The sequence below is a fragment of the Acidobacteriota bacterium genome (genome assembly GCA_038040445.1).
Lineage (GTDB): Bacteria > Acidobacteriota > Blastocatellia > UBA7656 > UBA7656 > Onstottus_A > Onstottus_A frigus.
The window spans coordinates 23464-47281 of sequence record JBBPIG010000035.1; the positions used below are offsets into that span (position 1 = coordinate 23464).

The 23818-nt window shown below is 56.0% G+C and carries 23 protein-coding genes; 11 read left to right on the plus strand and 12 right to left on the minus strand.

Going from position 1 to position 23818, the window contains the following annotated elements; genetic code table 11:
- Positions 1-27 precede the first annotated feature (27 nt).
- Both AABO57_25910 and AABO57_25915 read right to left on the minus strand, forming a co-directional pair.
- Complete coding sequence (locus tag AABO57_25910; GenBank protein ID MEK6289163.1) at positions 28-243, minus strand: hypothetical protein; 216 nt, start codon at positions 241-243, stop codon at positions 28-30.
- A 94-nt stretch (positions 244-337) separates the two neighbouring features.
- Complete coding sequence (locus tag AABO57_25915) at positions 338-709, minus strand: rhodanese-like domain-containing protein (GenBank protein ID MEK6289164.1); 372 nt, start codon at positions 707-709, stop codon at positions 338-340.
- 172 nt (positions 710-881) lie between these two features.
- Here AABO57_25915 and AABO57_25920 point away from each other — a divergent pair, with 172 nt between their 5' ends.
- The 4 genes from AABO57_25920 to AABO57_25935 all read left to right on the plus strand — a co-directional run bounded on the left by AABO57_25920 (position 882) and on the right by AABO57_25935 (position 3889).
- Positions 882-1202, plus strand: a complete 321-nt coding sequence (locus AABO57_25920; GenBank protein ID MEK6289165.1) for a hypothetical protein — start codon at positions 882-884, stop codon at positions 1200-1202.
- A 3-nt stretch (positions 1203-1205) separates the two neighbouring features.
- Positions 1206-1652: a cysteine peptidase family C39 domain-containing protein gene (locus AABO57_25925; GenBank protein ID MEK6289166.1), complete on the plus strand. Its 447-nt coding sequence runs from the start codon at positions 1206-1208 to the stop codon at positions 1650-1652.
- A 14-nt stretch (positions 1653-1666) separates the two neighbouring features.
- A complete protein-coding gene (locus AABO57_25930; GenBank protein MEK6289167.1) occupies positions 1667-3031 on the plus strand; it encodes a serine hydrolase in 1365 nt (454 codons plus the stop codon).
- Between the two features lie 189 nt (positions 3032-3220).
- A complete protein-coding gene (locus AABO57_25935; GenBank protein MEK6289168.1) occupies positions 3221-3889 on the plus strand; it encodes a hypothetical protein in 669 nt (222 codons plus the stop codon).
- Between the two features lie 181 nt (positions 3890-4070).
- Here the strand turns inward: AABO57_25935 and AABO57_25940 are convergent, their stop codons facing one another.
- The 10 genes from AABO57_25940 to AABO57_25985 form a co-directional block, all read right to left on the minus strand.
- Positions 4071-4547 carry a hypothetical protein gene (locus tag AABO57_25940; protein ID MEK6289169.1) on the minus strand — a complete coding sequence of 159 codons (477 nt, stop codon included), beginning with the start codon at positions 4545-4547 and terminating at the stop codon, positions 4071-4073.
- A gap of 41 nt (positions 4548-4588) precedes the next feature.
- Entirely contained in the window at positions 4589-5053 is a 465-nt protein-coding gene (locus AABO57_25945; protein ID MEK6289170.1) for a type II toxin-antitoxin system VapC family toxin, read from the minus strand.
- A complete protein-coding gene (locus tag AABO57_25950) occupies positions 5053-5337 on the minus strand; it encodes a hypothetical protein (GenBank protein ID MEK6289171.1) in 285 nt (94 codons plus the stop codon). The genes AABO57_25945 and AABO57_25950 overlap by 1 nt, the downstream gene beginning before the upstream one ends.
- A 195-nt stretch (positions 5338-5532) precedes the next feature.
- On the minus strand, positions 5533-6243 hold the full coding sequence (locus AABO57_25955; protein MEK6289172.1) for a hypothetical protein: 711 nt from the start codon (positions 6241-6243) through the stop codon (positions 5533-5535).
- Positions 6224-6949: a hypothetical protein gene (locus tag AABO57_25960; GenBank protein MEK6289173.1), complete on the minus strand. Its 726-nt coding sequence runs from the start codon at positions 6947-6949 to the stop codon at positions 6224-6226. Before AABO57_25960 ends, AABO57_25955 begins: the two co-directional genes overlap by 20 nt.
- A gap of 131 nt (positions 6950-7080) precedes the next feature.
- Positions 7081-7287: a hypothetical protein gene (locus AABO57_25965; protein MEK6289174.1), complete on the minus strand. Its 207-nt coding sequence runs from the start codon at positions 7285-7287 to the stop codon at positions 7081-7083.
- Between the two features lie 109 nt (positions 7288-7396).
- A complete protein-coding gene (locus AABO57_25970; protein ID MEK6289175.1) occupies positions 7397-7636 on the minus strand; it encodes a type II toxin-antitoxin system HicB family antitoxin in 240 nt (79 codons plus the stop codon).
- Between the two features lie 67 nt (positions 7637-7703).
- Positions 7704-10169 carry a protein kinase gene (locus AABO57_25975; GenBank protein MEK6289176.1) on the minus strand — a complete coding sequence of 822 codons (2466 nt, stop codon included), beginning with the start codon at positions 10167-10169 and terminating at the stop codon, positions 7704-7706.
- 192 nt (positions 10170-10361) lie between these two features.
- Positions 10362-11087 (minus strand): DUF2270 domain-containing protein, encoded by a 726-nt coding sequence (locus AABO57_25980; GenBank protein ID MEK6289177.1) that lies wholly within the window; start codon positions 11085-11087, stop codon positions 10362-10364.
- Positions 11088-11193: 106 nt separating this feature from the next.
- Positions 11194-12840, minus strand: coding sequence for a S41 family peptidase (locus AABO57_25985; protein ID MEK6289178.1), 1647 nt, complete (start codon positions 12838-12840; stop codon positions 11194-11196).
- 223 nt (positions 12841-13063) lie between these two features.
- Between AABO57_25985 and AABO57_25990 the strand changes: the two genes are divergently transcribed.
- The 7 genes from AABO57_25990 (at position 13064) to AABO57_26020 (ending at position 23440) form a co-directional block, all read left to right on the plus strand.
- Positions 13064-15553: a fibronectin type III domain-containing protein gene (locus tag AABO57_25990; protein MEK6289179.1), complete on the plus strand. Its 2490-nt coding sequence runs from the start codon at positions 13064-13066 to the stop codon at positions 15551-15553.
- A gap of 12 nt (positions 15554-15565) precedes the next feature.
- A complete protein-coding gene (locus AABO57_25995; GenBank protein MEK6289180.1) occupies positions 15566-16405 on the plus strand; it encodes a tetratricopeptide repeat protein in 840 nt (279 codons plus the stop codon).
- A gap of 26 nt (positions 16406-16431) precedes the next feature.
- Entirely contained in the window at positions 16432-17592 is a 1161-nt protein-coding gene (locus tag AABO57_26000; GenBank protein MEK6289181.1) for an FAD-dependent oxidoreductase, read from the plus strand.
- Positions 17593-17705: 113 nt separating this feature from the next.
- Complete coding sequence (locus AABO57_26005; GenBank protein ID MEK6289182.1) at positions 17706-17951, plus strand: hypothetical protein; 246 nt, start codon at positions 17706-17708, stop codon at positions 17949-17951.
- 261 nt (positions 17952-18212) lie between these two features.
- Entirely contained in the window at positions 18213-19436 is a 1224-nt protein-coding gene (locus tag AABO57_26010; GenBank protein ID MEK6289183.1) for a hypothetical protein, read from the plus strand.
- A gap of 127 nt (positions 19437-19563) precedes the next feature.
- Positions 19564-22806, plus strand: coding sequence for a carboxypeptidase regulatory-like domain-containing protein (locus AABO57_26015; GenBank protein MEK6289184.1), 3243 nt, complete (start codon positions 19564-19566; stop codon positions 22804-22806).
- A gap of 358 nt (positions 22807-23164) precedes the next feature.
- Complete coding sequence (locus tag AABO57_26020; GenBank protein MEK6289185.1) at positions 23165-23440, plus strand: DUF4242 domain-containing protein; 276 nt, start codon at positions 23165-23167, stop codon at positions 23438-23440.
- The last annotated feature ends 378 nt before the right edge of the window (positions 23441-23818 follow it).

The following is a 23818-nucleotide window of genomic DNA, read 5'->3' on the forward strand; positions in this document are numbered from 1 at the left end:
TTCTCTGGCCCCTCTTTCTATTTGGCCTCATTCGGCGCCCGCCCGACGCAGTTGAATGAGGGGCGTTTCTTCTTCTTTGATCGATACGGTGACGTGGCTTCGGCAGACAGGGCACTGAAGGCGCCGCCGGCTGCGGCCGCGTTGAAATCGGGCGTTAATCGTGGCGTCGCATTCAGGACACTGGGTATCGGCGTAGCCGTCGTGGTCTGCCTCGTCTTCGGCAATGTACTTACGCTTTGTCATGAGTAGAGAGGTCGAGACCGGCGCGCTGTAGATGACGGTTCACTTCAAGAGAGTAACCCTGAACTCCGAACCAGGGACCCGGAACTACATACCGCTAATCCGTTTCAATCGGATAGCCAAGCTCGCGCCATCGCTTCCACCCGCCGTCCATCGAGATCACATTCTTGTAGCCCATCTTCTGGAGCGCATCCGTTGCGAGCGCCGAGCGAAACCCGCCGCCACAATAGAGGATTATCTCGGCGTCGTGATCCGGGATGGCCTTCTCGATGTCACGTTCGATTATTCCTTTTCCCAGGTGTATGGCCCCGGCGGCGTGGCCGTTCTGCCACTCGTTATCCTCGCGCACATCGACGAAGTAGAAGCTCTCACCGGCGTCTTGCTTCTTCCGCACGCCTTCGGGAGTGTTCTCGCGCACGCGTTTCTTCGCGTCGTTGACAAGCTCCAGGAATCCTGCCGAGTGATCCATTGCGGTCTCCTGTTCGGGAAAGTCACTGAGTCGTTCATCGCTTATGATAGCCACCCGTTGTCGCTGCGGCAAATTCATCGCAGTTAATGACGGCGGCTGAGGTTGCAAGGTTAACCCAAGAACGGTTCTTCTGTGCTAGAATGAGCCAATCGTATCGCGAGACTCATTGAAGATGGACAACGCTAAGAACACACGATCCGCTTCTGAGGGACACGCTCCGCCACTGGCCTTGCCCGATGCCGAGTCCGCCCGGCGGGTCGTTGGCCGGTGGTTGCTTACGAATGTTGGCGACGCGCTTTATCCCGCCGAGGCCACGTTTGTAGAAGAGAGCTTCGCTTGGCTCGTTCCGGTATGGTTCAGCACGGCAGCCAAGCCAATGGTAGCGCTGGTTGCTGATGTTTATGTCAGTGCCGCTACGGGAGTCTTTCTTGGTAGACCCACTCGCGACGAGCTGATCAAAAGGTTGAACCAAATCAACGCTGAGGGCGAATAAGGCGTGCTGCCTCTCTTTCCCCAGGAGCTTCCAACAAGTTGCGTTCCTGCGTGCGTGCGAATGGTGCTCGCTGGTCTCGGGCACTCACTGAGTGAGGCGGACATTAGGCATCGGTGTGGCCACACTGCTGTCGGAACGACACTTAACCAGATCTCGAACGGTTTGAAAGACATTCCAGTGGTCGTCGAGTATCAAATCGACTGGGGTCTTGAGGATCTAACGGACGTTGTCCGGAGCGGCGGCTGGCCGATTGTGGCCATAGACCTGCGTCCCGTCGAAGGAATCTTCGCCTTTCACGCGGTGGTGGTTGTCGAAATAACAAGAGATCAGATGCTTGTTCACGACCCGCTACACGTAGCCGGTCCTCGCCCGATAGGCCAATCCACGTTCGAAATAGCTTGGAACTCTGCACAGCGGGAGGCAGTAATAATAAGATCCACGAATCCCTAATCCGAGAGAGGACTATGAACACAACCAGACTTACTCTACGTCGGAGCGCCGTCTCGATTGCGCTGCTGTTGCTTCTCGTCGCGAGCGTTACAGCGCAGGATGTTGCTCCGAAGTTTGATGAATACATGAACGCGCTCGTCAACCAGCAGCGTTTCATCGGCTCGGTGCTCGTCGCCCGCGATGGCAAAGTGATTTTCAGCAAGGGCTACGGCCTGGCGAATGTCGAGCTCGACGTGCCCAACACGCCGCAGACTAAATTCCGGCTCGGGTCAATCACCAAACAATTCACCGCCGCGGCGATTCTGCTTCTGCAAGAGCGCGGCAAGCTGAGCGTGCAAGATCCGATCTGCAAGTACTTCGAAAACTGCCCAGCCGCCTGGAGCGAAGTCACGGTCCATCACCTGCTGAGCCACACGGGCGGCATTCCGAACTTCACGAACTTTTTCGATTACGTCCCGAAGATGATGATGCCCGTCACCACGCAGCACATTATTGCGCGATTCAAAGACAAGCCGCTCGATTTCAAACCGGGTGAAAAGTGGAGCTACAGCAACTCGGGATATTTCCTGCTCGGCTACATCAGCGAGAAAGCCGCGGGCGAATCCTACGAGAGCTTCCTGCAAAAGAACATCTTCGAACCGCTCAAGATGACCAACAGCGGCTACGATCATCACGGCACGATCCTGAAGAAGCGCGCGACTGGCTATTCGCTCGCTAAAGGGAAGATGGTCAACTCCGTGTACATTGATATGACTCAACCTTACGCGGCGGGCTCGCTCTATTCGACGGTCGAGGATCTGTTTTTGTGGAACGAAGCGCTCCATTCCGACAAGCTGCTATCGGCAAAGTCTCGCGAGCTGATGATGACGCCGGTCAAGAACGACTACGGCTACGGCCTCGGGGTTCAAACAAGGTCCGGCCGCAAGATGGTCAGTCATGGCGGAGGGATCAACGGCTTCTCGACGTTCATTGCGCGCTTTCCTAACGAGAACGTCACTGTGGTCGTTCTGCGCAACGCCGACTACGGCTCCCCCGGTCCCGGCCCGATAAGCCGGGATCTTGCCGCAATTCTATTCGGCGAGAAGTATGAAATCCCGGGTTCGACGAAGGAGGTCAACGTCGACCCGAAGATCTACGATGCTTATGTCGGACAGTACGAATTGACCCCGACCTTCATCATCACCGTAAGCAAAGACGGCGGGCGTTTGATGGCACAGGCTACCGGGCAACCGCAGCTCGAGTTGTTCCCCGAATCTGAAACTAAGTTCTTCCTGAAGGTCGTGGACGCAAAGGTCACCTTTGTCAAAGACGACACCGGAAAGGTCACGCATCTGATCTTGCATCAGGGCGGAGACCAAACGGCGAAGAAGATCAATTAGGCAGCTCCGATTCAGACCGATCTCGGCCGAGGCGAGGTTTTGGACAACGCTCTGACGGCTGACTGGAAGACGCCTCGGAGCCACCCGCGAAATGAGACTCCCGAGGCATTGACGGCCATTTGCAGATTGAGATAGTCTCGCGCCGCACAATAGGTGAATTCAAAGATCTTCCCAGGTAAGGAGGCGGACATGCGTAGGATTCTGTTTCTCACTTTCTTTTTGATTGCAGCTCCGATTGCTCTTGCACAAGATCCCGTCAAAGTAGACGGCAAGCATTACACGGTAATGCTCGACAATGACCAGGTTCGAGTGCTCAAGATACGATACGGTCCGAAAGAGAAGTCCGTAATGCACGAACATCCGGCTGGCGTCGTGGTTTTCCTGAACAACGCCCAGGTCAAGTTTACCCTCCCCGATGGAAGCAAGGTGGATGGCGGCGGCAAGGCGGGTGACGTCCAGTTTGCCGACGCGGGGAAGCACCTGCCCCAGAACGTTGGCAGCGCGACGCTTGAAGGGATATTGGTCGAGCTAAAAGGCGGGGCGGCGATGAGCTCAGCCAAAGTAGCTTTAGATCCCGTGAAGGTGGACCCCGCTCACCACAAAGTCGTGTTCGAGAACGATCGAGTGCGCGTGCTGAGGGTCAAATTCAAGGCGCACGACAAGACTAAGCAGCACGAACATCCAAACGGCGTGGCGATTTACCTGACGGATGTAAAAGCCAAATTCACGCTTGCTGACGGAAAGACCAGAGAAGGCGGCGGCAAGCGGGGAGAAGTGACCTGGGCAGCGGCGGAAAATCACTCTGTTGAGAATACAACCGCCAAGCCTGCTCATATTATTCTGGTCGAGTTGAAATAGGTTTTAGGAACCACTTGGTTCTTGAGCAAGGGAGGCTTCGTCGCCTCCCTCTTGTTTCTTCTCTTTCAGGAAGCGCGCCAACCTGTGAAAGTATTGCCGCCCGATCATCATTTGATCCGAGTGGCGAATCGCCGATTGCTATGCTCGCGAGGACGATCAGCCCGCGAACCAGGTGTGTCACTTACAACAAGGTTTGAAGGAAGTCGGCGTTTGCCTGCTCCAAAGGGCTGCAACTTTGCAGCAGCTCCTTAGCAGTCGGATCTGATGCGCCCGCGGCAAAGGCTTTCCACGCCGCCGCTCCCGCGCGCTCGCCGGCAACCTGCATCGCGAACTGGATCTTGAGGGGGCGGTCTTTGAACAAGGTGCGATTCAATTCCAACAATTCAGGATTACCGGACAGAAGCTTGTCCTGGATAGCAGAAGCGTATGGGTTAAGCGACTCAACCCGCCTGGCTATTTCCTCTTCGCGATCTGCGCAAGCTAGCAGGCCTTCTCTTACGGATTGATCGGGGTGATCGGTTGCCCAGGTTCGATACCGCTGAGCGGCGAGTCTCTCGAGCTTTGCGAGAAGTAGTGGTTGGAGCTGGGGATCTATGTTTCGAAGCACCCGGCCCAATATCTCTGCTATGTTCGGAACGTTGGCTTGATCATCGGTCATGTTTGAAATCTCCGCACAGGTCGAAGCCATCGGCCTTCGCTTTAAGGATGATTGTTAGGGTCTTCAACGTTGAAGCCTTCAGCTCGCGCCGCGTCGTTCAGTTCTCCATCTGCCGACACCACAATCAACCGCGAAAGTCCGTTCAAAACTCTTTCATTGTTCGCCGCTATCGCCGCCGCTAACTGAACAGCGTCGTATCCGCGCAACGCAAAAGTCTCAGCAAGACGACAAGCCTCGACTAGTACGCCTTCTCCTATCGCGACTTGAGTGAACCTTCGGGGCAGATCATGACGCAATCGTCGCAAACCTTTGGCCGCCTGGACGGCGTTAATCATGTTTGCCTTTCTCCGTCTCGCCAAAGCCGCGCAAACCTCGACTTCGGTGATTCTTGCGGCATAGAGACGATTCTTTGCTGAAGGACGCAACAGCCTCAGCACAAACGCACTGCCCTGCTCTTGAGCAAAGCGTTTGACCAAAGCGCTACTGTCAAGGAAGTACGCTGGCATCAGCGGCGTTCGCGGATGATGGTTTCAGAAAGTGGTTCGCCTGCAACTTCAATCGGCTCGAACTTGTCGAATTCTTCGTCGGTCTCGTCGCGAGTGGGGATATGACTGATCACGCCTTTGGCTAATAGCTGGCCTTCAAACTCATCCTCTCGGGCCTCGGTTTCCTCTGCGGCGAGCGCTGCGCTCTCGTGTTCGCGCAAGTAGTTTGCTAGCCGCGCGGCAACTTCGCGGGCTTCGTCCAGAGTCAGTTTCCGAATCTCGGTTAACACGTCTGTCGCGGTCATCGTACTTTCCCTGCAGGCAGGGTTCATTCTACCACGATGGCGCGTCGCGGTAGCGCTTTGTGTTTACGAATTTCGTGGAGTTCACTTGCTGGGTCCAAATTGAAGTTCACTTGCTGACTCCAAACTTTTCATGCACATCTTCGACGGTTCGGTCCGCTCCGCCGTGGGCAAGACCTCTTTCGATACGGCATAGTTTCAGCCTAACTTGATTGGCCGTCTGTAAGGGTAATTCGGATCCCTAATAACCGATGGTATTGCCCACCAGATACCTTCCCCGCCTCCCTTCCACATTCCGGAGTGGCTATCATCCTTACTCAAACCCGAGTACTCAAATTGGACGGCATTCTTGAAGTCCTCCAGAGGCCGAGGAGCGACCTGTTTTCCCACAAAGCAGAAATCGCCCGAGGCCTTCGTCTTGACGTCCACCCACAGCTCCAGCGTTCTGGAATACTTCTGTTTCAACTCAGAATAAGTTGGGCGCTCGTTCACAAGCTGCTCCGCGGAAACATTGGGGAAGGCGATTACCTTGATTAGAACCCTGACCTTCGAACTCGTCGTCTCAGTTTTGACAATTGATAGTTCCTGAATCTCGCTGAAGTCAACAACTCTGGATCGTCCGTTCATCACTCCTTTCAGTTGATAACCCGTTTCCCCACTAACCCCGGCTTTGGTCCACGTAAGACCAACCTCCCCTATGTTCTCTTTCGCGCCGTTTAGTTCATAGGTCGCAGTCATCGAGGTGCGCGCCAAATCTTTTTGCCTGTTTACTCTCTCCGCCGTGATTAGGTCCTTAGAGGAATATGGCGATATTTCACTTCGCCCTCCTCCATCGAATGAGTAGCCGGCTGTTACGGATAGAGAGAGCATCGTCACTCCAAGCAAAAGCCTAGAATCTAGCTTTAGCATATTCTTCCTCTTTTGTTCTGATATCCTGAAGCATATGGTTCACAACCAGACTGAACTTTTCGTTCAAGTCACTGATGTTGTCTATCTCACTCCTCAAATCCCGCAGTTCTTTTAGGTCTCCCGGGTTGCTGCGATTTGTCGTGGCCGGCAGCGAGTGCTTCAGGGACACAAACCTTTCAATATTGTTCTCCAGGTATATGGTCGTGGCCCTCGTATGCTCGTCGAATAACCTCGAAGCGGCGTCGAAGTCTGAAAAGTAGACGAGCATGGCCCTTATCTTGGCGTTCTGTTTGAATCTGTTGCTCTGTATCCCAAAGATTTTCTCCTGCAATCGTTCAAACTCCCTGTCGGGTATTCGCTCGTCGTTCTTGTAGGGTTCAACCAATTCGATCACTTCTGAAAGATAAGTCCCGACCAGCATGAACTCCTTCAAGCAATCCCGCCTCATATCCAAATTGTATTTTACGTTCTCATACCTGATTTGCCGTTCCCACTCTAACGTCTTTTGGCGGTTCTGAAATATGGGCACGAGGATTCCGGTTACTACTGCGCCTATGAGCAATAGACCCAGGCCGCTGCCTGCCTTCTCCCAGATCGTGCTTATCAAAGACCGGCGTGAAGGCTCTTTCTTTGACAGAGTCTTCCTGAGCTCTTCTTCAAGCTGGATTTTTTCTATTATTCGATTCTTTTCTTCGTCGGATAGCATGGTGATTGGGAATATGAACCTCTATCCTTTGTCGAATTATTGCTTTTGCGTTGGCTGATTTATCTGCGTCCTGGCTGGGAATAAAGGCGTATAGCCAGATATTGGTGTCGATAAAACAGGTCTGACTACCGCTACTCATAAATCTCTTCTCGTGTTAGAGGCTTGAAGCCTTCCAGGTTCAAGGGGTTTGCCAAAAGATGTTCGATCATATCGAACTTTTCTGTGCTCTCCTCGGCCAAAAGGATGACGCGCACGCTGCCCTTAAGTTGATCCCTGTACTCTTCAGGGATAGTAATGCTTCCGTCCTTTACTTTGGTTTGAAATTCGATCGCGTACATATTCTGTCTCCTTCAGTCATTCTGTCCTTACACGTTAAGGCTTAGGGCAAAACGGGTCAAGCGTTGCTCGGTCGCTCAAGCAGACACAAAACGAACGGCCGGGAGGTCGTCACGCTGCATCCAACAGCTTCTTTGCTGCGTCTTTACCGGCTGTTGGTGGCGGTAACGGTTTTCCTTCTTTTTTCAGGATTTCAATCCACTCATCGATAATCTGACAAAGCTCTGCATAGACTTGTGCTTCATCAGTCCCATGGCAACAAGGGCCAATGATGCCTGGGCACTGACCCACAAAACATTGATCTTCATCGGACCACTCGACAATCTTTATGTAGCGAGCGCTTTCATTCATTCAGGTCTCCGATCAATTCTCGGATCTTACGAGGCATAATCGAATCTCTGTTTCGTCCGTTCCGCTCCTATTGGGGATCTTGTTCACTTGGAGCCGGCTCTCCAATAAGCTCACGGAAACGCGAATCCTCGCGGAGGTTTTCGAAGTCTGGGTCGGTCTTCGCTCGAAGGGTGTTGATCGCTTTGAGTGGGCCAAGCGACTCGCCCAGGCACTTCAGCGCGCGGTCGGCGTCGCCTTTAAGCGCGTACAAACAAGCCATGTAATACTTCGTAAACGGATCGCCGCTCCCTTTTCCTAACCGATCCTCGAATCGCTTGATCGCGCTCTTGAAGTGCTGCCCGGCTTCTTCAGTCATGCCTTTCCTGAGGTATGCCGCGCCCATCTTCTGTTCGAGCTCGGTCAGCGAGCGGTCACGCAGCGCATGGTCGCTTGACTTGAGAAACTCGAGCTCGCGTTCATATTCCTGAATCGCTTCATCGTAGCGGCCCTGCCGATAGTAACAATACCCAAGCCGCGTGTGCGCACCGACAACCTGAAGCCCCTCTTTGCCCGAGATGAATTTCTCTTGCAGTTCGATCGCGTGTTTGGCGGCCGCTTCGGCGCGCGAGTAGTTGCCGACGAGCGTGTGCAAAAACACAAGCTGAAGATATGAGTAACCCGCTTGAGGGTTGATCGCCACCGCGTGCTCGAGCTCGACGATCGCTTCCTCGACCATCCCCTTGCCGATCCAGTATGCGCGAGCAAGCGAACCGTGAGCGCCGGCGTTGTTTGGCTCGAGCCTCACCGCTTCGCTGATCTCTGCGATAGCTTCATCGTAGCGGCCAAGCGTGTTATAGGCGCCTCCGAGAAACTGATGCGCCTGCGAGAGGCGCGGGTTCAGCTTGACCGCCTTCTCCGCATACTCGACCGCCTTTTGCGACAGCTCGGGGATGCTAAGGAATCCGCCCTTCAGATCATACGCCACGCTCAACGCCGCCCACGCTCCGGCGTAGTTCGGGTCAAGCTCGGCTGCCTTCTCGAAGTAGTGAATCGCACGGTCGAGCGAATCGCGGCTGCCGGTGCGCAGATTGATCATGCCGCGCGAGAAGCTTTCGTAGGCCTCGACCGACTGCGTCTCGTCGGCTTCGATATCAGTGATCTCGGACGTGCCAAGCTCGAGGTTCAGGCCCTTGCTAAGCTCGTAGACTATCTTGTCTTGCAAATCGAAAATCTCTTTAATATTCCCGTCGATCTTTACTGTCCTGATTACCTCGCCGGTGTTGACGTCGATGACCCGAGCGGTGATTCGGATCATCTCGCCGATGCGCTGGTATCCGCCGCCGAGTATCCACGACGCCGCGAGCCTCCGCCCGATGTCGATCGCGATCGTCTCGTCGAACTCTTTGAGCGCGCCCGTACTCAGATCCTTGAGCGCCTCGTATGTGCGCTCGCGGCCGATGACCGATAGGCCGCGGACTTTCTTAAGGTCGGAGGTCACCGTCTCGGCGATCCCCGATCCGATCCATTCATCGGCGGGCTCTCCGGTGATATTGGAAAAGGTCATCACCGCAACGGCATTTTCGAGTTTGGCCGCCATCGCCGTGACGTCCGCGATTGGCCTTGGTTCCGAGAGTAGCGCCGTGGCCTGATGTTCAGTTGGCTGCGAATTGACGGCGCCAGTGCGATTGTTTAGGTCGAGGTCGCGCTGAAGATTGCGCAGGTCTATGTACATCTCGCGAGCGGACTGGTAGCGAAACGCCGGGTCCTTCTCCATCGTCTTGCGAACGATTCGCTCGAATTCAGGCGGCACGTTGTAATTGAGCCTCGCAAGCGCCGGCGGCTCGCGGTGGATTATTCGATCAATCACCGCAGTCGTGCTCTCGCCGGTGAAAGGCAACTGCCCCGTCAACATTTCATAAGCCACAACTCCGAGAGAAAAGATGTCCGACCGGTGGTCAATCTGTTTGCCGAGCGCCTGCTCAGGTGACATGTACGAGACCGTGCCGAGCACGAGACCGGTGACCGTCTCCTGTCCGAGTTTTTCCGTCTGGTCGCTGTCACTACCCGGCGGACCGAGGAGGCTGCCCGTCACTTTCGCGAGCCCGAAGTCAAGCACCTTGACCAACCCGCGTTCAGTAATCATCAGGTTCGAGCTCTTGATATCACGGTGCACGATGCCGACCGAATGAGCTTCATCAAGCGCATCCGCGACCTGCATGGCGATGTCAATCGCCTGGAAGACGGCGATGGGGCCGCGGCCGATCTTACTCGATAGAGTTTCACCTTCTACAAGCTCCATCACGATGAAGCTCGAGCCCTCGTATTCGCCGAGATCATAGATCGAGGCGGTATAGGGTGAGCGCAGCGCCGACGCGGCGCGCGCTTCGGTGAGGAAACGCTCGTGGCGGTCGGGGTCATATTGATAGGAGGCAGGCAGAAACTTGAGCGCGACGTGGCGGCCTAGCTTGGTGTCTTCCGCACGATAGACCTCGCCCATGCCTCCTGCGCCGAGACGTTCGCCGATCCTGTAGTGAAGCACGTTGGTGCCTGTCATGTTAAACCCCGGTGATCCAGCCTGTGATTAACAGTATGATGCAAATCAGCGAACGCGCAAGGCAGGGAGCAACTTGGAAAGGAAGCATTGAAAATTGAAAAATGAAAACTGAAAAATGAAAATTTGGGCCGCCCGCCAATTTGCAATTTTCAATTCTCATTTTTCAATTTTCAATGTTTTCCCCAGTCTTTCTCACACGTGCACTTCGCCGTACGCCAGCTCGCCGCTCGTCTCTCGATGCTTGAGCATGATGTAAAACATCCAGCCATAGAGGAAAAGAACGAGGATCACCACGAGCCAACCCGGCAGGTAGCCGATCGCCGCGTTCTTGAACAACTCTCCGGTGGAATGAACCATCTCGGCGGCCCCGGTAGCTTGCAGCACGCTAGTCGTCGTCTTGAGCAGCCACGCGAGCAGAAGGATCAAGAAAAGCCAGATGTAGTTGCGGCGCAGGCGTCTGGCCATCGCCTGATTGCTCGTCATCGAGAAGCGCGGCAGCCGCAAGTCTTCGCCGAGTTGACTCATCCAATGGGCCGGGTCCATCAGGTCGCGCGGGGCGAGAATGCGCGCGTAGTAGTTGCGTTCGATCAAGCGAACGCGCGTGCGATAGACGTGGAAGAAACGATAGCGGCGCGACTCGATGAACAGCAGCAAGAAGATGAGCACCATCGCAAACAGCAGAACTCCATGGTGCGACTGCGATGACGACAGCGAGATCGACAGCATCGCGCCGACTCCGGTTATGGCCCAGTTGGTTGTTCGATCGAGCCGGTCGCGCCAGCTCATCATCCGCGACAGCTCGCCTCGATAGTAATGGGAAATCGCGTTGACGAATTCGACGGAGTTCGTTGGGAAGATAGGCGGCCCAGGTTTCGAGGATGAGTCAGGCCTGATGGTTATGTCTTTCTCGGTTATCATAACGGGCCTCGCATGTGAGACGGATTAAAGTTGAGAGGGTCGCTGTGTGATTAATGAGACTGCTACTTCGGATCTTGACGAACTGAGCGCGCCGCGTGCGCCATGGTCACTGCCTCTCGCCGCGAGCTCGAGTTGCATTCTCGGCGAGCACGCGCGCGCGGTCGAGCGATTCGAACGCCTTGCGGAACTGCGCGTCGTCTGACAAGTAGACTTCGTCGCCGGCCTCCGGTCCGTAAGCAGCGGTGATGATCTCGCGCCGCATCTGCGCGCGAATATAGTTCAGGTTGGCGCTGAGGCGTTCTTCTGAAACGTTGAACTGCGGTTTGTTCGATATGTACTGGCGGAACGCGGCTAACAGCACGTCGGTTACCGGATAGCGATTGATGTCTTCGGGCGAAACCTTAATCTTGTACTGGCACTCGGCGATTCGATACTCTCGCAAGCCCCCCATCTGGCCGGCCACCAACTGCCTCACGAAGTCGAATATCCCGTAGAACAAGCGGGTGGATACCGGCGGAGCTTTGACTTCCACGTCGGGCGTGATGCCGCCTCCACCGTAAACCGTGCGGCCCAGGTCGGTGCGCAACCCATCTCCGTGCTGCGGGTTTTCCGGCGCGCTCCGATCGCCGCTGCGATTCAAGTAATAGTCATAGAAGGAAACGTTCGAATAGTTGCGCTGAATCGATCTGCCGGTAGGCGTGTAGTACTTCGCGGTCGTAAGCACCAGCCCGGTTCCTCCCCACAAGTGAAAGACCCCTTGCACAAGCCCCTTACCGAACGTGTTCTCTCCCACTATCAACGCGCGGTCGTGGTCTTGCACCGCGCCGGCTACGATTTCGGAAGCGGAAGCCGTCGAGCGATCCACCAGCACGACCATCGGCATCGTCTCGGGCACGTTGTTGTCGGGGACCTCGTAGGTGTGAGCCGAACTCTGCTCGTCACGTCCTCGCACCTCGACGATCTTTTCGGCGGGCGCAAGGAACTTCTTCGAGACTTTGATCGCCTCATCCAGAAGTCCGCCCGGATTGTTGCGTAGATCCAGAATTAGCTGGCGCATGCCCTCTTTCTTGAGTTGCGCCAGCGCTTCGGTCAGCTCCTCGTCGGTCTTGCTTGAAAAGCCGCCGGTCAACGCGATGTAGCCTGTGCCTCCTTGCCCTGCCATGAAAGCATTGCGCACGGAAGGCAGCTTCACTTCATCGCGTCGCACGTTGACGGTTATTGGGTTCGGTATGCCTGCGCGCTCGACGGTGATTTCGACCGGCTCGCCCTTTTCGCCGCGCACGCGATGCATGATTTGCTGGGTGGTCCACTCGTCAACGTTTTGTTTGTCGAGAGCGACGATCGCATCGCCATAGCGAAGCCCGGCGCGATGGCCGGGCGCACCCGGAGTTGCGGAGAGAATGTAGACATGGTCATAGCGTTTGGCGATCGTAACACCGATGCCGTAGATGCGGCTGCTCTGTTCGGTTTGCACATCGTCAAACTCAGCTTTGGTGAAGAACGCGGAGTGAGGATCGAGTTGATGAAGCATCCCCTGTATCGAGTTCTTGCCTAGACTCTCGAGGTCAACCTTGCCGGCATAGCTCTCTTGTATCTCGGAGAGCGCCTCCTTGAAGTCGTCCGCCAGTTGATCGGTCAAGTCCGTCTCGGCATCGGTTACGTGCGGGGGGCGCGCCGATACATAATATCCGCCGGCCAGCGTTGACAATGCGATCACCGCGATCGCCAGCAGCGGCAGCGCCCTATTCTTCATACTTCAAGAGCTCCTTGGTTTCAGAATAGTACAAAAGACAGAAAGCGTCAAAAGTGCGGTCCGGCGGCGTGGGGTTCGATGCGGCGTTTGTTCGCTCTTTCATTAACCCTCTTCTGGTCGTCAAACCGTAGCCATCCCTATTCGACAGTGGTAAGCTATGCCCGATTGTTACTCACCTATGAGTTACCCCCAATATGGAAGCTTACGCCAAAAGGAGGCCTTGATGCTGGCAAAGAGACTCTCATCCGCGCGAAGGAAGCCCGCTGCTTTGCCGAATTTCTCTTTGGTATCAACAAACAGGTTCGCTCGGAGCGCGCGCTTGCAGATTGTTTTCACGCTCATTCTCATTGTGTTGGGCGGCCTTTGGACGACCGAAGCGCGAGCCGCGGAAACTACGATTGTTGCCGCCGGGTCTACGTGGAAATACCTGGACAACGGTTCCAATCAGGGGACGGCCTGGCGCGCGCCTTCTTTTGACAGTAATAGCTGGGCTTCCGGCCCCGCGCAGTTGGGGTATGGCGACGGCGGTGAAGCGACCCTGGTGAGTTATGGACCCGACATCAACAACAAGTTCATCACGACATACTTCAGACATTCGTTCAATGTCGCCGATGCCTCTATCTTCACGAGCCTCACCCTGCGGGTCTTGAGAGACGATGGGGCAGTTGTCTATCTCAACGGCACGGAAGTGTGGCGGACCAACATGCCTTCGGGGACCGTCAGTCATACAACGCCGGCAACTTTGGCGATTGGCGGCGCGGATGAGTCTACATTCTTTCAAACAACAATAAGTCCAAGCCTTCTGGCAAGCGGCACCAACGTACTAGCAGTTGAGATTCATCAAGCCAATGTCACCAGTTCGGACATCAGTTTTGATCTTCAGCTCACCGGCTCCGACGTCCCGGCAACTCCAGTTGTAACGCGAGGACCTTACCTGCAAACAGGCACGCCGGCGAGCGTGATTGTGAAATGGAGGACTGATCTTGCAACGGACAGCCGCGTTCGATACGGCACTTCTCAGGGCAATCTGAACTTAAATGCAGACAACCCGGCGCTGACTACAGAGCACGAGGTCACAGTAACGGGACTTTCCGCGGATACGACTTACTACTATTCTGTCGGCACGGCCACAGGGACGCTTGCTGGAGGCGACGTTAATCATTTCTTCGCGAGCTCGCCAGCCACGGGAGCGCAGAAACCCACGCACATATGGGTGCTCGGTGATTCAGGCACGGCAAACGCCAACGCTCAGGCGGTGCGAGATGCTTACTTGAATTTCACCGGCGCGACTCGCACAAACCTTTGGCTGATGCTGGGCGATAATGCTTATGACAACGGCACCGATAGCGAGTATCAGGCTGCCGTCTTCAATATGTATCCGACGGTGCTCAGGAATTCCGTGCTCTGGCCGACAATCGGCAATCATGACACGGCGCAGTCAACCAACCCGCCTACCGGTCTGCCTTACCACCAGATTTTCACTCTGCCAACTAACGCAGAAGCGGGAGGGTTGGCATCCGGAACCGAAGACTATTACTCTTTTGACTATGGCAACATTCATTTCATTTGCCTGGACTCGATGACGTCTGATCGCGCTCCCGCCGGACCGATGATGACCTGGCTTCAAAGCGATCTGGCCTCTACATTGCAACCTTGGATCATAGCCTTTTGGCATCATCCCCCTTACACCAAAGGCTCGCACAATTCGGACACCGAGAACCAGCTCATCGAGATGCGTCAGAATGCCTTGCCCGTTCTTGAAGCAGGCGGCGTCGATCTCGTGCTCACAGGGCACAGCCATTCTTATGAGCGCTCTTTTCTGATCGACGGCCACTATGGGTTGTCGAGCACATTCAACAACTCGATGAAGAAGAACGGCGGGGATGGCCGCGCGGACGGGAATGGCGCTTATACGAAGGCGTCGGCGCTCCCTGCCCCGCATGACGGAGCTGTGTACGCAGTCGCGGGAAGCTCGGGCCAGGCCAGTGGCGGATTGCTGAACCATCCCGCAATGTTCATATCGCTCAACTCGCTTGGCTCGATGGTTCTCGACGTGGACGGCAACCGGCTCGACGCAAAGTTCCTCAATAGCACAGGTGTGGTGGCCGATCACTTCACCGTCATAAAAGGAACCACGCCAGTCACTCCTCCCGCGGCGCCGACAGGTCTGACAGCAGCGGCAGTATCAAGCAGCCAGATTAATCTGGCCTGGACAGACGGTTCAACAAACGAAGACGGATTCAAGATCGAACAGTCAACCGACAACATCACCTTTGCGCAGATTGCCACAGCGGGTCCGAATGCTACTGCTCACTCGGTGACGGGACTCGTTCCTGCTACCATCTATTATTTCCGTGTTCGAGCGTTCAATACGGCAGGCGACTCGGCATACTCAAACACGGCGAGCGCAACGACTCTACAGGCCCCGCCCGCCGCGCCAACGGCTCTTGCAGCGACCGCAGTCTCAGTGAGCCAGATAAATCTAGTCTGGTCGGACGGTTCAAACAACGAGGATGGATTCAAGATCGAGCGATGCTCTGGGGTGAACTGCACCAACTTCACTCAGATTGCTCAGGTCGGCTCCAACGTGACCTCTTTCCCGAACACGGGGCTGTCGAGGAACACGACTTATCGCTATCGCGTTCGTGCATTCAACGCCGCAGGCAATTCCGCTTATTCAAACACTGCAAGCGCAAAGACGCCGAAGCGTTAGGTGACCCAGAAAGTGAATAGGCTGAATTCCTTCATCCGGCCCGCCGCCGTTGTGGCGTGGCTTGTGGCCTCGGTGGTCTTGCCCATCGCTGCCCACGAAGGCGTGCACGAGCAAATCGCCGTAGCGACCAGTCAGATCAAGCGCGAGCCTAAGAATGCGTCGTTGTATCTGAAGCGGGGCGAGCTTTACCGTCTTCACCGTGAGTGGAATGCAGCGCTTGCCGATTATCGCCTCGCACAGCAATTGAACCCTCACCTTGAAGAGGTGAACTTTGCGCGGGCGCGAATGTATTACGATGCAGGTAAGCCTGAGAAAGCTATTGGTCAGTTGGATCGCTTTTTGGCTGTGCGCCCAGTTCACGTCGATGCGCTTGTCACGCGAGCGCGCGTGCTGGTAAAGCTCGGCCAGCGCGTTGCGGCCGCCAAAGATTACTCGGTCGCAATCGCGCAACTGGCTAAGCCTAAACCCGAATATTACATCGAGCGTGCTCAGGCGTTGCGTGACGAAGGCAGCAAGCATCACGACGAAGCGTTAAGCGGGATTGACGAAGGAATAAAGAAGCTGGGTCCCATTGTCACTCTGCAGCTTTTTGCGATAGAACTGGAACTTGCCGGCAAGCGCCACGACGCGGCTCTGTCGCGTCTCGAGCAAATTGCCGCACAATCGCCGCGCAAGGAGCTGTGGCTCGCGCGACGCGGCGAGATAATGCTTGCGGCCGGGCGCCTAAACGACGCTCGCCAGGCTTTTGCGAAAGCGCTCACTGCAATCGAATCGCTTCCGCCGCGTCATCGCATGACGAAAGCAACACTCGAATTGGAAACCCGAGTGCGCGCTGCAATAGGCGCGCAATAGAGTTCTCCTGGAATCAGCAAGACGCTATGACAGAGACAGCAGATGTAGTAATCATCGGTGGAGGTATTGTTGGGTCCAGCGTGGCTTATCACCTGGCCGAGGCGGGCTGCACGGATGTCTTGATCATCGAGCGTGAAGACCGACAGGGAATGGGTTCCACCGCAAAGAGCATGGGCGGCGTGCGTGCTCAATTTGCCACACCGATCAATATCAGGATGTCGGTCTACTCGATAGACCTCTTTTCGAAGTTTGAAGAAGTGACAGGTCACACGGCGGGCTATAAGCCTCACGGCTATATGTTCGTTGCAACCAGCGAGCGACACCTCGATTACTTAAGAGCCAACCTACTCCAGCAGAGGGCTTGCGGGCTCAGCAATGTCGAAATGGTTTCGCAGGAAGATATCGTGCGAACCGTCCCCCAACTGATCGCGGACGACGTGGTTGGAGGGAGCTTCTGCCCGACTGATGGCTTCGTTGACCCTTACAGCGTGATGACCGGATTCGCGAAGCGCGCTCGCGAGCGCGGCGTTAAGATCCGGCTGGAAACCGAAGTGACCGGCATTGACGTGCGGCAAGCACGCGTTGCGGGAGTTCAGACTTCTCGCGGATATGTTTCAACGCGCTCGGTGGTCAACGCCACTGGGCCGTGGGCGGCCGGCGTCGCGCGGCTTGCCGGCGTGGACATACCTGTGGAGCCGCTGCGGCGTCAGATCGTCAAGACAGAATCTTTCCCTCAGCTCTCTTCGCGGCTTCCAATGGTGATCGATATGTCGAGCGGCTTTCACTTTCGGCCTGAAGGATCGAGCTTCCTTCTGGCCTGGCCCGACCCTGAACAAACCTACGGGTTTAGAACAGATTTCGACTATGGATTCATCGAAAAGATTCTGACCCACGCGGTGAACCGCGTGCCGGTGTTTGCCGATGTCGAGGTGAATCCTCGCCGCTGCTGGGCCGGAATGTATGAGGTGACGCCGGATCATCACGCGATCATCGGGCGCGCTCCGGGAGTAGAAGGAATGTTCTTGGCGAACGGCTTCAGCGGTCACGGCGTAATGCACTCTCCGGCAACCGGCAAGATAGTTTCTGAGTTGATGCTGAACGGAACGTCGAGTTTTGCCGATGCGTCGAGGCTGGGGGCCGAGAGGTTCGCCGAAGGGAATCTGTTTGAAGAGACGGCTGTGCTGTGAAGAGTTCAGTTTTCAGTTTTCAGGGTTCAGGGTTCAGAGTTCAGGGTTCAGAGTTCAGCCTTCAGGCTGCCAAGCTAAAGCTTGAACTCTAAACAACGCAAAGGAGGTTCCATATGAAAATGCTAGTCTTATCAGTCTTGATGATAGTGGCTCTGGGAGCCGGTTCTGTGTTTGCGGTTCAAAACGACAACTCACCGAAGAAGACCAGGTCTGCCGCGAAGGCGAAACCAACGAGCGGCGGCAGCAGCGCTACTGCGGGCGGCGCGGCCTCAGGGGGCGCGGCCAGCGGAGCGACGAAGAAGTCTTCGGGGAAGAAGCATCATCGCCGCAAACACCGCCGACATAGCAAAAAGTCGTAACGTTGGCGAAGCAAGAGTCTCCATTTCATTTCGGGCCGGTGAACGTGGAACCGGCCCTCATAACAGCATGGAGTTCAGGCTTTAGCCTGGTTCGTACGTTGATCAAGCAGGGGTACTACCAGGCTAAAGCCTGAACTCCATGCCTTTTGATGTGACACCGACCCTTACGAAGAGTCTCGTCGGGCTTTCCGGTATAATCGCGTTGCCGCGGCAGCGGCGAGACGTCGCTCCAAAGCGCAAGCTGGCGGCGGGAACATCGATATGACAGCTCGATTCTGCAACTCGCTTCGCAATATTCCGCGCGCCATCGAACTATTCGACTCGGTGACGCCGGTAAGTTATCAGTCACGGCCGTGCAAGACCGGCGTGTCCCAGTTCTTGTCGAGCGCGGCAAGGCGCCTGCTTCTCATTGCGGTCTTCGCCGCGTCAATAGTTACCTCGCGGATTGCGCTCGCTCAACAGACCGGGCCCCCGACCAGTCCGGCCAGGCCGCCCGCGAAGATCCCGGCTGAAAGCTCAGCGCCCAGATCCGGCACGATACCAGAGGCGTGGCCTGCAGGCGTTCCAATCGAGCGCGTGTCTGACGTCGGCCGCCACAAAGCAGTGATCTTCAGCCCCGACTTTGCGGAGCCCGGCAATCGCGAGGTCTATGAGAGGCTCGGGTTTCTTTACATCGAGGACGCGAGCTGGCGAAAAGCACTAAATGAGATCATCGCCCGGAACTATTGGCATCCTGAAGATCGCATCGAGACAATCATCCTCGAGACTCACGGCACAAACGGACATGGCTTAAAGCTGCAGGCCGGACCTTCGCCCAGAGCGGGACGCTCGTACATTTCGATCGCAGCTTTGCAAGAAAAACTTGAAGGCCTTGGGGTGCGCCTTTGCGTAATCGGGGCTTGCAACGCCGGGAGGCTTTTTCGCCCCGAGATATACAAGACGCTTAACCCGCGGCCGCAGGATCGGCTGTTCTTGCCTGCGACGCTCGGGATAATAAATGCCTCGAAAGACTATAGTCCGGCAAAAAGCAAGATGATAGTCGTCCGCCGCGCGGAGAGTGAGATTGAAACGACCAGCGGCGGTGACACGTCGGAGCTTTCATCGCTGACGCGTGTGATGCTGGGGCTCGAGCGCCCTGGGGCGCCGGTCCGAGTGGCGCGCCCTCTGCATTTTGCGGTTTCGAATCTGCTCATCCAGATGCTGATTCACGATCCGAGACTCAAGCTAACGGCGAGCGGTTACACCAATGAGAAATCAAGGAACGACCTGAGCGAGGATGAGAGCGACGTTTTGTTTCAGCGCCTCCTCTCCTATATCGACAGCGTCGCCACCCGCGAATATCAGATTTCTCATGGCGGACGGCTACCTGCGGCGTCCGGCGCGGCGTCACCAATCGCGATGGAGTCCTCCGGCCGCGATCCGCGCCGGCCTCAGACCACATCGACCCGAGCAAAGAGGCGGTCAGTGCGCAGGGTGATAGATTGAAACGGTGTGATTTGTCTGCTAGCACACCCTCGGGAAATCGCTCTCTTGACTTCAAACCTTAGAAGCCATAACCTCTTCTGACGTGCCCATCCAGTTCCGTGGATGCTAATTCGGGAGGTTACTTCTAATGCGAAACATGAAAAAGCTCACTTTTCTAGTTGTCCTAGTTCTGACGATCAGGGTCGAATTGGTATTCCCTCAAGCTTCCATCTCGACATCGGAGTTGCGGGGACAAGTCACCGACCAGAACGGCGCCGCAGTTGCCGGCGCCACCATAACCGTCACCGACCAGACCAGAGGCACCACTCGGACAGCAACGACTGACGAGAATGGGCTTTATGTCTTTCTGTCGTTGCCACCGGGCGCATACAACATGAAAGTCGAGGCGGCCGGCTTTGCTGCCAAGACAATCAGCGACGTTCAACTTGCGGTGGGGCAGACCGGCAATGTGCCTGTCGCGCTGGGCGTGGGCGGTGTTCAAGCTGAAGTCAACATTGCAGCCGGCGCTCAGGTGGTTGAAGTAGAGCGCACCCAGCAGTCAACCGTCATCAATCAAGTTCAGATAGATAACCTGCCGATCAACAGGCGCAACTATTTGGATTTTGCTTTGCTGACACCGGGCGTCACCGATTCGGACAACATCAACGACTCGAGCGATTTTCGCGTGGCTCAGACGCCGCAATCCGGACTATCGTTCGGGGGCAACAACGGGCGCGGCAATTCCATCATGGTGGATGGCGCGTCAACAGACACCGGCTCGGGCGCGGCCCGCGAGGTGATAGGCCAGGAAGGCGTGCAGGAGTTTCAAGTCAATCGCAACTCCTACAGCGCCGAATATGGGGGCGCATTCGGCGGCGTCGTCAACATTCTTTCAAAGACCGGCCAGAACAACTGGCACGGCAGTGTGTTCGGATACTTCCGCGACGACACCTTCGATGCCCGCAATTTCTTTGACCAGAATCCGGCAGGCATATCGCCGTTCAACCGGCAACAAATTGGCGGTAGCCTGGGGGGACCAATAACCAGGGACAAGACGTTCTTCTTCATGGCATTCGAAGGATTGCGCCAGAAGCAGACCGCTTTTGTGAATCTGCTTAACGACCCCAGCATTTTCAATCTGACCGCGGGGCAGACGGCGCTGTTCAATTTCCTCGATGCGGGTCCTGCTGCCTTGAGGCCGTTGTCAGCGGGGATCCGCGCTGCCATTTCGACCCAGCCGCGCACCAGTGATCTATTCCAGAAAGCGAGCGGGCAATTTCCGTTCGACGCATTCGATGTGGTCGGCACGTTTCGTCTGGACCATAGTTTCAGCGCTAACGACAGCGGATACGCGCGGTTCAGCGTGGCCGATTCTCATTTTGAGAACCAGGCCGCGGGAGCGCTGACTGCGGTCTCGCGCGGTCGCACGATAGACACTTTCACCGGTGGCATACTGCTATCGGAAACCCACTTCTTCAACCCGACTACGATCAATGAAGTGAAGGCGCAGTACAGCTACCTGAACAATGATGTCATTCCGAACGACGGGATCGGCCCGGAATTCAACATCGATGGATTTGGTAACTTCGGGCGTGACATCTTCCTGCCGTCTATTGCGATTGAGCGCCGCTACGAGATTAGCGACAACGTCTCGCTGGCTCGCGGCGCTCACACGTTCAAGTTCGGCGGGCAGTACATTGCCGCGGATTACTCAACGAACTCTCAGACATTCTTCGGCGGGCGGTTCAACTTTACCCCGCAGTTGCCGCTCATCGCGCTCGTTCCGACAGCGGTCAGGGCATCGTTGATCGGGTTCTTGACTGGGGCAGGCCGCGCCGATCTGATAGCCGTCACCAATACGCCGATCACTTCCGTGCAAGCCTTCAACGCTAACGCTCCAACCGTGTACCAGCAGGGATTCGGCGAATCGGGCTTTGACTCGGGGAGTCATCGCTCTTCCTTCTATGGACAAGACACGTGGAAGGTACGCCCGAATTTTACGTTCAGCTTTGGCCTTCGCTACTACCTTGAAAAGAACGTTAAGCCGCTCCCCTTGGACAAGAACAACATCCAGCCGCGCCTGGGCTTTTCGTGGGACCCGTGGAATGACGGCAAGACTGCCATACGAGGCGGCTATGGGATTTACGTTGGACAGATTGATAATCAGATTGTGAACGTGGTGAACGAGCTGAGCGGTTCAGGCGATCCGAGCAATATCAACATCGTTCTCGCGACTGCCACATCGAATGCGTTGGGTCTGCCGACTTCGATTGCGATTTACCAGACGTTGCTGGCGCAAGGCGTCATCGGGGCGCGCACAATCACTGCCGCTGATCTTGTGCAGTTCGGCGTTGTGCCGGGACCGGGCAAGCCGCTTGAAGTGCGATTCCGGATCGGCCCGAATTACGAGAACCCAACCACCCAGCAAGCGAGTCTCGCCATTCAGCGCGATCTGGGTGCGGGCTACGGCGTTGAAGTCAGCTATCTGTTCAGTCGCGGCGCGCACCTCACTCGTAACCACGACATAAACGGGTTCAAGCAGAGTGGGCCGGTAAGCCCCCTCTCGGGCACGGCGACTTTCGTTCGCTTCCCAGGAGCGGGTCAAACAACCGATTTCTTCAATCCACTCAGACTCCAGGACAACAACTACGAGTCAACTGCGAACTCGTTCTATCACGCGGGGACGGTCCAATTGGCGAAGCGGTTCTCGCACAACTATGCGATCAACACAAACTACACCTTCTCGAAGACGATTGATGAAGTCACAGACTTTAACAGCGACTTCTCGGCGCAGAGCATGATCGATCTGCGCGCGGACCGCGCCCTGTCGGCATTCGACCAACGACACCGCTTCGTTTTCAGTGGGGTTTTCAGCAGCCCGCTCAAAGGAAGCTCAGCAATCCAACGAGTCTTCGGTGATTGGGTCCTATCGCCCATCTTCATAGCCGGCAGCGGGCGGCCGTTCAACGTCCTGCTCGGTGTAGATGCCAACGGCGACGGAGTTTCGACCCGAGATCGTCCCTGCGTGCGCGAGTCGGCTACCGCAGCTTGTAATCCTGGCTCAAACGTTGGCCGCAACACCGGGCGAGGCGAATCCTTCTATCAGGTTGATATGCGATTGGCTCGGCGTTTCAGTTTTGCCGAAGGCAAATACCTCGAGTTGACCTTTGAAGCGTTCAATCTGTTCAACCATACCAACTTCATCGGGATCAACAACTTCCTCAGCGCCCGTGACCCCAGCAAGGACGCAATCCCGGTGCCCACACCCACCGCGCAGCTCACCGTAGGCAGGCCGAGGGGCATTGAGGGCCGCGCTCCGACCCAGGTGTTCGGCTTTACGGCAGCGGCCCCTGCGCGCCAACTTCAGTTCGGTGCGCGGTTCAACTTCTAACCAGGTAGCTACAGGCTGGTTCATTTGAGGCCGACCTCGGAAGGGGCCGGCCTCAGCTTTTGCCGACTCGATTGCGTGATCTCTCAAGCGTGTCACACTTTCACGCATACCCACCTCGACACAGTTGCGGGATCGCCCTCCTAACGAAGGGCGAACGCCCAACAGAAGTTGAGGGGATTTCCGGAGTTTCACACAATCTTTGACGAGGTGAGTATGCGCGAAAAAAATCTGACGCGCCCCATCTCTCGACTTGCGTTGGAGTTCAGTGTCCGACAAACTTCCGATTGTCGTTCGCTGCATCGGAACAGACACAACAAACTGAAGTTTTTCGGACACCGCCAAAGAGAGGAGAACCGTTATGCCAAAGTTTGTAATCGAGCGCGAAATCACAGGCGCCGGCGCCTTGTCGCCACAGGAACTGCAAGCGATCTCGCAAACCTCCTGCGGGGTGCTGCAGAAGATGGGCGCAGATATTCAGTGGCTCCATAGCTATGTGACAGGCGACAAGATCTACTGCGTTTACATCGCCCCCAACGAAGAAATGATACGGGCGCACGCGCAGCAGGGCGGGTTTCCCGCGAACCGCATCTCGGAGATAAAGTCGATTATCGATCCAACCACCGCCGAAGCGTGACGAAATCAGCAACATTTCAAGAGACAGGTCGGACGCTGAGACCGCAGATACCGTGAGTGCCTTGAACCGTTTTTCTTTTCGGCGTCACCGCGTTGCTCCGGTGACCCGGATAGCCGGCGGCCTCTTTTAGAGCACGCTCCGTGTTTGCTCGCGCCTGCTTTTGTCACTTAGACTCTCCTCTCTGATCAATTCATTCGAGGACATTCATGGCAGAACAACGAAGGCAATCGTGGCAGGCGCCGGGATATCTCGAGACGAGAGCGGGCCACCTGACGGTTGACGGCGCCGATGCCGTGCTCCTGGCCCAGCAGCACGGCACTCCGCTATACGTGTTCTCGGAAAAGCGTATCGCCGGGAACGTTCGTAACCTCCGAGCCG

What these genes read in the sequence shown, in the direction of transcription:
- AABO57_26015 (MEK6289184.1), top strand. Translation starts at nt 19,564, where the DNA reads ATGCGAAACATGAAAAAGCTCACTTTTCTAGTTGTCCTAGTTCTGACG.
- AABO57_26000 (MEK6289181.1), top strand. Translation starts at nt 16,432, where the DNA reads ATGACAGAGACAGCAGATGTAGTAATCATCGGTGGAGGTATTGTTGGG.
- AABO57_25955 (MEK6289172.1), bottom strand. Translation starts at nt 6,243, where the DNA reads ATGCTAAAGCTAGATTCTAGGCTTTTGCTTGGAGTGACGATGCTCTCT.
- AABO57_25970 (MEK6289175.1), bottom strand. Translation starts at nt 7,636, where the DNA reads ATGAATGAAAGCGCTCGCTACATAAAGATTGTCGAGTGGTCCGATGAA.
- AABO57_25985 (MEK6289178.1), bottom strand. Translation starts at nt 12,840, where the DNA reads ATGAAGAATAGGGCGCTGCCGCTGCTGGCGATCGCGGTGATCGCATTG.
- AABO57_25950 (MEK6289171.1), bottom strand. Translation starts at nt 5,337, where the DNA reads ATGACCGCGACAGACGTGTTAACCGAGATTCGGAAACTGACTCTGGAC.
- AABO57_25935 (MEK6289168.1), top strand. Translation starts at nt 3,221, where the DNA reads ATGCGTAGGATTCTGTTTCTCACTTTCTTTTTGATTGCAGCTCCGATT.
- AABO57_25915 (MEK6289164.1), bottom strand. Translation starts at nt 709, where the DNA reads ATGGATCACTCGGCAGGATTCCTGGAGCTTGTCAACGACGCGAAGAAA.
- AABO57_25910 (MEK6289163.1), bottom strand. Translation starts at nt 243, where the DNA reads ATGACAAAGCGTAAGTACATTGCCGAAGACGAGGCAGACCACGACGGC.
- AABO57_25975 (MEK6289176.1), bottom strand. Translation starts at nt 10,169, where the DNA reads ATGACAGGCACCAACGTGCTTCACTACAGGATCGGCGAACGTCTCGGC.
- AABO57_25945 (MEK6289170.1), bottom strand. Translation starts at nt 5,053, where the DNA reads ATGCCAGCGTACTTCCTTGACAGTAGCGCTTTGGTCAAACGCTTTGCT.
- AABO57_25980 (MEK6289177.1), bottom strand. Translation starts at nt 11,087, where the DNA reads ATGATAACCGAGAAAGACATAACCATCAGGCCTGACTCATCCTCGAAA.
- AABO57_25940 (MEK6289169.1), bottom strand. Translation starts at nt 4,547, where the DNA reads ATGACCGATGATCAAGCCAACGTTCCGAACATAGCAGAGATATTGGGC.
- AABO57_25990 (MEK6289179.1), top strand. Translation starts at nt 13,064, where the DNA reads ATGCTGGCAAAGAGACTCTCATCCGCGCGAAGGAAGCCCGCTGCTTTG.
- AABO57_26005 (MEK6289182.1), top strand. Translation starts at nt 17,706, where the DNA reads ATGAAAATGCTAGTCTTATCAGTCTTGATGATAGTGGCTCTGGGAGCC.
- AABO57_25960 (MEK6289173.1), bottom strand. Translation starts at nt 6,949, where the DNA reads ATGCTATCCGACGAAGAAAAGAATCGAATAATAGAAAAAATCCAGCTT.
- AABO57_25965 (MEK6289174.1), bottom strand. Translation starts at nt 7,287, where the DNA reads ATGTACGCGATCGAATTTCAAACCAAAGTAAAGGACGGAAGCATTACT.
- AABO57_25930 (MEK6289167.1), top strand. Translation starts at nt 1,667, where the DNA reads ATGAACACAACCAGACTTACTCTACGTCGGAGCGCCGTCTCGATTGCG.
- AABO57_26020 (MEK6289185.1), top strand. Translation starts at nt 23,165, where the DNA reads ATGCCAAAGTTTGTAATCGAGCGCGAAATCACAGGCGCCGGCGCCTTG.
- AABO57_25920 (MEK6289165.1), top strand. Translation starts at nt 882, where the DNA reads ATGGACAACGCTAAGAACACACGATCCGCTTCTGAGGGACACGCTCCG.
- AABO57_26010 (MEK6289183.1), top strand. Translation starts at nt 18,213, where the DNA reads ATGACAGCTCGATTCTGCAACTCGCTTCGCAATATTCCGCGCGCCATC.